The organism is Micromonospora sp. NPDC049799 (genome assembly GCF_040656655.1).
Taxonomy (GTDB): domain Bacteria; phylum Actinomycetota; class Actinomycetes; order Mycobacteriales; family Micromonosporaceae; genus Micromonospora.
In genome coordinates this window covers 1-8,961 of the sequence record NZ_JBFAMU010000195.1, presented here as the reverse complement: position 1 = coordinate 8,961, position 8,961 = coordinate 1, and the positions used below count along the sequence as shown (strand labels likewise).

Annotated in this window: 8 protein-coding genes and 1 pseudogene; 4 read left to right on the top strand and 5 right to left on the bottom strand. The window is 73.7% G+C overall.

Translation table 11 applies throughout. The features are described from left to right. Both AB0I76_RS16300 and AB0I76_RS16295 read right to left on the bottom strand, forming a co-directional pair. Nucleotides 1-1,073 (bottom strand): glutamyl-tRNA reductase (locus AB0I76_RS16300; protein ID WP_357035458.1); only part of this gene is annotated, 1,073 nt, incomplete at its 3' end. Then, nucleotides 1,070-1,840: a redox-sensing transcriptional repressor Rex gene (locus AB0I76_RS16295; protein WP_357035455.1), complete on the bottom strand. Its 771-nt coding sequence runs from the start codon at nt 1,838-1,840 to the stop codon at nt 1,070-1,072. The genes AB0I76_RS16300 and AB0I76_RS16295, both read right to left, overlap by 4 nt. Nucleotides 1,841-2,197: 357 nt before the next feature. Between AB0I76_RS16295 and AB0I76_RS16290 the strand changes: the two genes are divergently transcribed. Next, nucleotides 2,198-3,502, top strand: a complete 1,305-nt coding sequence (locus tag AB0I76_RS16290; RefSeq protein WP_357035452.1) for a sensor histidine kinase — start codon at nt 2,198-2,200, stop codon at nt 3,500-3,502. A 70-nt stretch (nt 3,503-3,572) separates the two neighbouring features. Then, the gene (locus AB0I76_RS16285) at nt 3,573-4,226 is read left to right on the top strand and encodes a response regulator transcription factor (RefSeq protein WP_357035450.1); all 654 of its coding nucleotides are present in this window, start codon (nt 3,573-3,575) and stop codon (nt 4,224-4,226) included. A 7-nt stretch (nt 4,227-4,233) separates the two neighbouring features. Here AB0I76_RS16285 and AB0I76_RS16280 read toward each other — a convergent pair whose 3' ends face one another. The 3 genes from AB0I76_RS16280 to AB0I76_RS16270 all read right to left on the bottom strand — a co-directional run bounded on the left by AB0I76_RS16280 (nt 4,234) and on the right by AB0I76_RS16270 (nt 6,925). Then, a complete protein-coding gene (locus AB0I76_RS16280; RefSeq protein ID WP_357035447.1) occupies nt 4,234-4,884 on the bottom strand; it encodes an HAD hydrolase-like protein in 651 nt (216 codons plus the stop codon). A gap of 61 nt (nt 4,885-4,945) precedes the next feature. Then, nucleotides 4,946-5,197, bottom strand: a complete 252-nt coding sequence (locus AB0I76_RS16275; RefSeq protein ID WP_357035444.1) for a glutaredoxin family protein — start codon at nt 5,195-5,197, stop codon at nt 4,946-4,948. A gap of 87 nt (nt 5,198-5,284) precedes the next feature. Continuing rightward, nucleotides 5,285-6,925, bottom strand: a complete 1,641-nt coding sequence (locus AB0I76_RS16270; RefSeq protein ID WP_357035441.1) for an AMP-binding protein — start codon at nt 6,923-6,925, stop codon at nt 5,285-5,287. Between the two features lie 517 nt (nt 6,926-7,442). Between AB0I76_RS16270 and AB0I76_RS16265 the strand changes: the two genes are divergently transcribed. Continuing rightward, nucleotides 7,443-8,402, top strand: coding sequence for an ECF subfamily RNA polymerase sigma factor, BldN family (locus tag AB0I76_RS16265; RefSeq protein ID WP_357035438.1), 960 nt, complete (start codon nt 7,443-7,445; stop codon nt 8,400-8,402). A 287-nt stretch (nt 8,403-8,689) separates the two neighbouring features. Beyond that, nucleotides 8,690-8,961, top strand: a pseudogene (locus AB0I76_RS16260) (hypothetical protein); the annotation flags it as partial.

Genomic DNA, 8,961 nt, shown 5'->3' with positions numbered 1-8,961 from the left:
GTCACCACGTCGTCGGCCCGGCCGCGCAGCGCGGCCACGGTCGGGGCGACGTCGGCGCCGCGCAGCCAGGTGAGGAAACCGTCGACCTCGCCGACCACGATCCGCTCCACGGCGGCGGCGTCGGCGGCGGCCGGACCGTCGGCGATCAGCGTGGCCATCCGGTCGATGTCGATCACCTCGACGCCGGGCAGGTCGGTGACGCCGGGCTCCACGTCACGCGGCACGGCCAGGTCGAGCAGGACCAGCGGGCCCCGCTCCGGGTCCCGGTCGGCGAGCGCCCGGCCGACGACGTCCCGGGTGAGGACCGCCTCCGTGGCGGCGGTGGCCGCCACGACGATGTCCACGGTGGAGAGGGCTGAGGTCAGCTCCGCGATCGGTGCGGCGGCGGCCCCGTACGACTCGGCGAGCCGGACCGCCCGGTCGGCGCCCCGGTTGGTCACGGTGAGGGGGCCGGCGCCCAGCCGGGACAGCGTCGCCACACCCAGCGACCCCATCGCGCCCGCGCCGACCACGAGGGCCGGACGGCCGGCCAGGTCGCCGTCGAGCAGCTCCGCGGCCAGGTCGAGCGCGGCGGTGACCACGCTCTGGCCGGCCCGGTCGATGCCGGTCTCGGCGTGCGCCCGCTTACCGACCCGCAGCGCCTGCTGCATCAGCTCGTGCAGGAGGCGGCCGGCGGTGTCCGCGCCGGTCGCCCAGTGGTACGCGTCACGCAGCTGGCCGAGGATCTGCGCCTCGCCGACGACCATCGAGTCCAGTCCGGCGGCGACCCGGAAGACGTGGTCGACGGCGGCGGCGTCGAAGTGCACGTACAGGTTGTTGGCCAGCGCCGCCGGCTGGCAGCCGGCCTGCTCGGCCAGGACCGCGCAGATGTCGCCCAGCCCGCCGTGGAAACCGGACACGGCGGCGTAGACTTCCACCCGGTTGCAGGTGGAGACCAGCACCGCCTCGGTCACGTAGGGCTGTGCGACCAGGCGGTCCAGCATGCGGGTGAGGTCGGCGGGTGCGACCGCGAGCTGCTCCAGCGTGGCGACCGGAGCCGTGCGGTAGGACGCGCCGACGACGAGCAGTTTCACGTGCCGATCGCCTCCTGCGTGTCGGTGACCGCGAGACCGCCCGGCAGGGCGGTGAGGGCGGACCCGCCGGTGGCGGGGAGCGCGGTCAGAGACGCCTTGCGGTGCTCGTGGAAGGACAGGATCTGCAGCTCGATGGCGAGATCGACCTTGCGCACGTCGACCCCCTCCGGAACCGAGAGTACGCAGGGCGCGAAGTTCAGGATGCTCGTCACACCGACCGCGACGAGCTGGTCGGCGACGCCCTGCGCGGCGGCGGCGGGGGTGGCGATCACGCCGATGGCGAGGGCCTCCTCGGCGGCGATCCGGGGCAGCTCGTCGATGTGGTGGACGACCAGACCGTTGATCTCCTCGCCGACCCGGGCGGCGTCGGCGTCGAGGAGCGCGGCGATGCGGAAGCCGCGGCTGGCGAACCCGTCGTAGCCGGCCAGGGCGTGACCGAGATTACCCACTCCGACCAGGGCGACCGCCCGGCGCTGGGTGAGCCCGAGCACGTACTCGATCTGCTCGATCAGCAGCGCCAGGTCGTACCCGACGCCCCGGGTGCCGTACGACCCGAGGTGGGAGAGGTCCTTGCGGAGCTTGGCGGAGTTCACCCCGGCGGCACCGGCCAGGCCCTCGCTGGACACCGTCTCGTGGCCGCTCTCGGCCAGGTTGTGCAGGGCACGGAGGTATTCGGGAAGACGCGCGACGGTCGCCTCGGGCAGGTCCGGGAGCGCCGGTACGGCACCGGCGCGGCCGGGCGCGCCTGGGTGACGGTGCTGACTCATGAGACTCCGTGCGGTGCGATCCTCGGCCAACTCTGCTGGTCGGCCGCTTCGGGACTCCCGCTGGCGACCGAGATTGCCGGCTGTGCTAGCAGGGCGCGTCGGAACTACAGAGTAGGCGCTTGTGAAGACGTGCACAAATCGCGATCTTGCTGGCCCGCGACGCGGCTCCACCAGGCCTCCATTCCGCAAGATCGATCGGACACCTCGGGTGGCGCCGCTCGGTAATTATTGCTCAATTAAGACTTCTCTGACCAATCGCGCGACGCGGCTCGCCGACCGGGGTAGGGCCAGCCCTACGACGGAGAGGCGGGCCGACGGGATGGGTACGGCGGTTGGCGCTTGCCTAGCCTCGTGGACATGACCGCAGTTCCCGCCGCCGAGCCCCTGCCCGAGTCCGACCGGCGGCCCGGCGTCTTCGGGCAACTCCTCGTCGACTCCGGGTACGTCGTGCTCAGCCTCCCCCTGGCGATCGTGTCGTTCGTGATCCTGGTGACCGGAGTCGCACTCGGCCTCGGGCTGCTGGTGACCGTGATGGGCCTGCCGATCCTCACCGGCACCCTGTACGCCGCCCGCGGGATCGCCGACATCGAACGCCTGCGCCTGCCGGCGATCCTGCGCCGGCCCCGGATCCGCCCGCGGTACCTGGTCCCCGAGGCGGGCGCGGGGGGCTGGCGGCGGATCTTCCTGCCGATGCGTGACGCCCAGTCCTGGCTGGATCTGGCCCACGGCATCTTCCGGCTGGTGGTGGCCGTGGTCGCCTTCGTGGTCACGCTCACCTGGTGGGCGGTCGCGCTCGCCGGTGTCCTCTACGTCACCTACGACTGGGCGATCCCCTACGGACCGGAGGACGTCGGCCTCAACGACCTCCTCGGCCTCGGTGACTCGCCGGCGGCCCGGATCGCGGTGAACACGGCCATCGGGCTGCTCTTCCTGTTCACCCTGCCGAACGTGGTGCGCGCGTGCGCCCTGCTGGAGGCCTCCCTCGGCCGGGCGCTGCTGACCGGGGTGGCGGAGATGCGCAACCGGATCACGGTGCTGGAGGAGCAGAAGCGGGCCGCCGTGTCCGCGGAGGCGACCGCGCTGCGCCGCCTGGAACGGGACATCCACGACGGCCCGCAGCAGCGCCTGGTCCGGCTCGCGATGGACCTGAGCCGGGCCCGGCAGCAACTGGTCACCGACCCGGAGGCGGCCGGCCGGACCCTCGACGAGGCCGTCGGTCAGACCCGGGAGGCCCTCGCCGAGCTGCGCGCCCTCTCCCGGGGCATCGCACCGCCGATCCTGGTGGACCGGGGCCTGCCCAGCGCTCTCGCGGCACTCGCCGGCCGGGGCCTCATCCCGATCGAACTGCGGGTCGACGCGGACCTCGGCGACCCCGCGGGGCGGCTCGACCCGGTGACGGAGAACACCGCGTACTTCGTCGTCGCCGAGGCGCTCACCAACGTCGCCAAGCACAGCCGGGCCACCACGTGCCAGGTCAGCGTGTCCCGGGAGGGACGACGGCTGCGGGTGGTCGTGGACGACGACGGCCAGGGCGGTGCGAACGTCGCCAAGGGGCACGGCCTCGCCGGCATCGCCGACCGCGTCCGGGCGGTCGGGGGCCGGCTCACGGTGGTGAGCCCGGCCGGCGGCCCCACCGAGATCCGCGCCGACCTGCCGCTGTGAGCGGGAGCACCGCCTCGGACGAGGCCGCTCCGCACCGGACCGGGGCCGGGCCGGCATGGTAGACAGCGGCATGCGCATCGTGATCGCGGACGACGCCGTGCTCCTGCGGGAGGGGCTGGTCCGGCTGCTCTCCGAGCAGGGGCATCGGGTGGTGGCCGCCGTGGGGGACGGCGACGCGCTGGTGGAGGCGGTGGTGACGCACCGGCCGGACGTGTCGATCGTGGACGTGCGGATGCCGCCGTCGCACACCGACGAGGGACTGCGGGCGGCCGTGGAGGCTCGGCGGCTGGTGCCCCGGACGCCGATCCTGGTGCTGTCGCAGTACGTGGAGGTGTCGTACGCCGACGACCTCCTCGACACGACCGGGGGTGGCGGGGGCGGAATCGGCTACCTGCTGAAGGACCGGGTGGCCGCGATCGACGAGTTCCTCGACGCGCTGACCCGGGTGGCCGGTGGCGGCACCGTGCTCGACCCGGAGGTGGTGGGGCAGCTCTTCGCCCGCCGCCGCCGCGACGACCCGCTGCGCCACCTGACCCCGCGCGAGCGCGAGGTGCTCGCCCTGATGGCCGAGGGCCACTCGAACACGGCCATCGCCCGCACCCTGGTGGTGAGCGACGGCGCGGTCGAGAAGCACGTACGCAACATCTTCACCAAGCTGGACCTCCCGCCGGACACCGAGCAGCACCGGCGGGTGCGGGCCGTCCTGACCTACCTGCGCAACTGACCCACGATCAGGGCAGGGTGCGGGCCAGGGTGACCGCCTCGGTCAGGGTGTCGGCGACCGGGTGGCCGGAGGCGCGGAGGCGGATCGGGTCGGTGAAGCCGCCGGTGTACAGCACGGCGCGTCCGCCGACCTCCAGCGCCGCGTCGGCGTCGTCGAGGGAGTCGCCGATCAGCACCACGTCCCGACCGTCCACGTCCAGCTCGGCCAGGTGCCGCCGCAGCGACTCGGCCTTGCGGTCACCGCCGACCGTGGCCCGCAGCCCGTCCACCCGGACGAAGTGGCCGGTCAGGCCGTACGTGTGCACGGTCGGGACCAGCTCGGAGTGGAACCACATGGACAGCAGGGACTGGCTGCCCGGCCAGGAGGCCATCGCCACCTGCGCGTCGTGGGCGAGCCGGCAGGTGGTCAGGCCCTCCCGGTACGCGTTGTGGAAGATCGTGTCCAGCCGGCCGAACTCCTCGTCGTCGACCGCCTGACCGAGCACCTCGGCGTAGTAGTCGGCGATCGGGCGGCGGAACCGCACCCGGTGTTCGTCGGCGGTGACGGTGGGGCCGCCGACGGTGGCGAAGACGGTGTTGGTCGAGGCGACGACGAGGTCGAGGTCGTTGAGCAGCGTGCCGTTCCAGTCCCAGACCAGGTGGGGTCGTGCAGCGTCCATCGCCGCACCCTACCGAAGGCGGCCCGGCCGGAAACGCCCGCCGGGACCCGCGACCGTACCCTCAGAGCTGCGGGGTGGTCAGGTCCTTCAGCAGGCGCTCCTCCTCCACCCGCCAGTAGCCGTGCTCCTTGCCGTCGAGCAGGACCACCGGCAGCCGCTCGCCGTACTCGCGCTCCAGCTCGATGTCGTCGGTGACGTCCTTTTCGATCCAGCGGTCCCCGGTGACCGCGACCACCCGGTCGAGGGCAACCTTCGCGTCCTCGCAGAGGTGGCAGCCGGGCCGGGTGATCAGGGTGATGCGGGGCTCACGCATCGGTGTCCTCCGTGGTGCGGGCGTCGGCCGGAGCCGACGGTCGGGTGGCCGGTGCCGCGTCGGGGCGGCACCGCGGACGGTGTCGTCTCACGACGACTCCGGCCGGAGCAGGGTCTTGCGTACCTTGCCGATCGCCGAGTGCGGCAACTCGTCGACGAACTCGACGGCGGTCGGGCACTTGAACCGGGCCAGGTTCCGGGTGCAGTGGGCGAGCAGGTCCGCACCGGTGACCGGCCGCCCCGGCGCCGGCACCACGTACGCCCGGACAGTCTCTCCGGTCCGGGGGTGCGGCACACCCAGTACCGCCGACTCGGCCACGCCCGGGTGCGCGGAGAGCACCAACTCGACCTCGTGCGGGTACACGTTGAAGCCGTTGACCAGGATCAGCTCGCCGATCCGGTCGACCAGGAAGAGGTTGCCGCCGTCGTCGGCGTACGCGACGTCGCCGGTCGCCCACCAGCCGTCGGCGTCGGGGCCGCCCCGCCCGTCGGGCCAGTAACCGGAGAAGAGGTTCGCCCCGCGCACGACGATCTCGCCGGGGTCGCCGCCGAGCGCCGCGTCGGACAGGTCCGGCCCGTCCGGGTCGTCGTCCGGCGCGGTCCCGCCGTCCGGCCACACGTCCGTGCCGTCCGGTCCGACCAGGCGCAGCTCGACGCCGGGCAGCGGCCGGCCGATCGAGCCGGCCGTCGGCTCGCCGCCGACCAGGGTGGAGGTGAGCACCGGCGCGGTCTCGGTCAGGCCGTACCCGACGTGCACCGGCCGTCCGGTGACCTCGGTGAAGCGCGCCGCGACGGCCGGCTCCAGCGGCGCCGCGCCGCAGACCACCACACGGACCGACGCCAGCGCCGTGGCGACCGTGTCGGCGTCCGCGCCGGACCACGCCGCGACCATCGACGGCACGCCGACCAGCACGGTGACCCGGTGCCGCGCGATCTCGGCGAGCCCGGCGTCGTCGCCCAGGTCGTCGACGAGCACCCCGGTCGCGCCGTGGTGGACCACCGCGCCGAGCCCCGAGTTGAGCCCGTACGCGTGGAAGAGCGGCAGCGCCAGCAGCAGGGTGTCGTCGGGGCCGACCACTGGCGGGTCGATGGCGTCGACCTGGTCGTGGTTGGCGGCCAGCGCCCGGTGCGACAGCATCGCGCCCTTCGGCCGGCCCTCGGTGCCCGACGTGTAGAGCAGTACGGCCAGGTCCTCGCCACCCCGGGCCGGGAAGGCGTCGGTGCCGCCGGCGGTCGGCGGTGCCGTGTGGACCGCGCGGAGCGCGGGCAGTTCGTCGGTGACCGCGGCGATCCGGTCCCGGACCGGCTGCGCGCAGATCAGCACGGTGGCGCCGGAGTCGGCGAGGACGTGCCGGAGCTCCGGCCCGGTGAAGCCGGGGTTCACCGGGACGGCGACCAGTCCGGCGCGCAGCACGGCGAGGTAGCTGACGACGAAGTCCGGGGTGTTGCCCAGCGCGATCGCCACCCGGGGCGGATGCCGGTCCGGTTCGTCAGCGTCGGCCGCCGGCGCCGGTACGGCGACGGCGAGGCCCCGGGCGGTGGCGCTCACCGCGGCGTCCAGCTCGGACCACGTCAGGGTCTGCTCGCGCCAGTGCAGCGCGGGGTGGTCGGGGTGGGCGGCGGCCACCCGACGGAGCCGGTCGGCCAGTGTCGACCCGCCGCTTGCGGTTGCGTCCTGCACGGTGGCTGAGTCTGGCACAGCGAACCCCGCGCCGACAGTCGCCGACATCGCCGACACCACGCGGGACAGTCCCGGCGACGGGACCGCCGGGCGGCGCGGGCGGCTACGGAGCGCACGTCCACCCACGACGGACCGAGGGGCCGCCGACACACCGGCGACGAGGTCGGCCGACCCGGCCCGCGACGACACCGACCTCGCCACTGACCTGGAATCCACTCGCGACCAGCGAGCCGCGGCAAAGTCAATCGCACACGACGGACAACCGGTCCGCCATCGGTGCGACGCGCGGGGAAATACTTCGGCCCTGTGTAACGGACTTGCCACGCGCGGGTGACGTTGGCCCTATCATCACTCGGGTCGGGTCACCCCATTTGCCGTGAGTCGACACCCCTCAGCCCGAGGAGGCCCCCGTGCCCGTGAGCGCATTGGACCAGCACCTCAGGGGGATCTGCCGCCCGTCGGCACACCCCCGACCCGTCCTGTCCGGCCACGCCGTACCCGGCCGGGACGCGGCGGCGACACGCCGAACGGCGTGCGCCGTCGTCGGTGGGACGGAGGCGGTCCGATGACCACCTTCGGATACGCCGAACGCCCGTCCGGCCTGACCGGCCCGGCGATCCGCGCCACGGTCAACGAACGCGCCGCCGCCCGGAGTTCCCTGGAGGACACCGCCAACCTCGTCGTCCGGGGTGAGGGGTCGAGCCGCATCCGGAACCGGCCGCCGCACCACAACGAGCCACCGCCACGACCAGCCACACCGGGCGGCAACGCCAAGCCGATCGGCGGCCGGGTCGCGTCCCCGGCCCGACCGACGATGCCGGTCCAGGGGCGGCGATCCGTGGACCCGCCCACGGCCGTCGAGGAGTCGATGACCGAGACGGCGGTACTGCCGGCGGTGACCTCGACGCCCGCGCCGACCGTCACCTCCACCGGGTACCCCAGCCGACCCGACCCGTCCGACCCGGCCACCGAGGTGTGGAGCCTGGTCGAGCGCGCCCAGGCCGGTGAGGCCGAGGCGTTCGGCCTCATCTACGACCGGTACGTGGACACCGTCTTCCGCTTCGTCTACTTCCGGGTCGGTAACCGTCAGCTCGCCGAGGACCTGACCTCCGACACCTTCCTGCGGGCGTTGAAGCGGATCGGCAGCTTCACCTGGCAGGGCCGGGACCTCGGCGCCTGGCTGGTGACGATCGCCCGCAACCTGGTGGCCGACCACTTCAAGTCCGGCCGCTACCGGCTGGAGGTCACCACCGGCGACGTGCTCGACGCCGACCGGGAGGACCGGGGGCCGGAGGGCAGCCCGGAGGCGGCCGTGGTGGAGCACATCACCAACGTCGCCCTGCTCAGCGCGGTCAAGCAGCTCAACCCGGAGCAGCAGGAGTGCATCGTGCTCCGCTTCCTGCAGGGCTTCTCGGTGGCCGAGACCGCCCGCGCGATGGGCAAGAACGAGGGCGCGATCAAGGCTCTCCAGTACCGGGCGGTGCGGGCACTGGCCCGACTGCTGCCCGACGGTTTCCAGCCGTAGTCCTCTTCCTGTGGTGGTCGGCCATGACCTGCGGAGTCTCCGCAGGTCATGGCCGTGTCCGCCGGTGACGCCGATCACTTTGCGTGAGTTCGCCCCCGCCTGCCCCGTAACCCATGGCATGCGCGGAGCGTTTCTCCGGGTGCGACCGTTGGCAGCCCCGGCGTCCCCCGGGCCCCAGGTCCGGCAGCGTGGCCGGCCACGACCTCCGTCCGTGGTGTGCCGCCGTCACCGGTCGTCGGCGACGACAGCGGCCGGCCGGCCGCGACCAGCGAGAGGAGGTGCCTGCGGTGGACAGCGACCTCTTCTCCCGCCGGCGCGCCGAGCGCTTCGCGCAACTTCTCGACGAGGCCAACGGTGGCCGACGGCACCACGTCCGTTCCCGGGCCGACGACCAGCTGACCGCGCTCGTCGCGGTCGGCCGGCGACTCGGCGCGGCGGTGCCGACCGTCGAGGTCGAGCCCGACTTCCGCACCAGCCTGCGGGCGATGCTGGTCGCCACCGCCGAACGCGAGGGCATCGGCGCTCCGGCGGCCACGCCCGAGCCGGCGGCGCGACGCCT

Excerpts from the sequence above, each read along its gene's own strand:
- AB0I76_RS16295 (WP_357035455.1), bottom strand. The coding sequence starts at position 1,840 with ATGAGTCAGCACCGTCACCCAGGCGCGCCCGGCCGCGCCGGTGCCGTA.
- AB0I76_RS16290 (WP_357035452.1), top strand. The coding sequence starts at position 2,198 with ATGACCGCAGTTCCCGCCGCCGAGCCCCTGCCCGAGTCCGACCGGCGG.
- AB0I76_RS16285 (WP_357035450.1), top strand. The coding sequence starts at position 3,573 with ATGCGCATCGTGATCGCGGACGACGCCGTGCTCCTGCGGGAGGGGCTG.
- AB0I76_RS16280 (WP_357035447.1), bottom strand. The coding sequence starts at position 4,884 with ATGGACGCTGCACGACCCCACCTGGTCTGGGACTGGAACGGCACGCTG.
- AB0I76_RS16275 (WP_357035444.1), bottom strand. The coding sequence starts at position 5,197 with ATGCGTGAGCCCCGCATCACCCTGATCACCCGGCCCGGCTGCCACCTC.
- AB0I76_RS16270 (WP_357035441.1), bottom strand. The coding sequence starts at position 6,925 with ATGTCGGCGACTGTCGGCGCGGGGTTCGCTGTGCCAGACTCAGCCACC.
- AB0I76_RS16265 (WP_357035438.1), top strand. The coding sequence starts at position 7,443 with ATGACCACCTTCGGATACGCCGAACGCCCGTCCGGCCTGACCGGCCCG.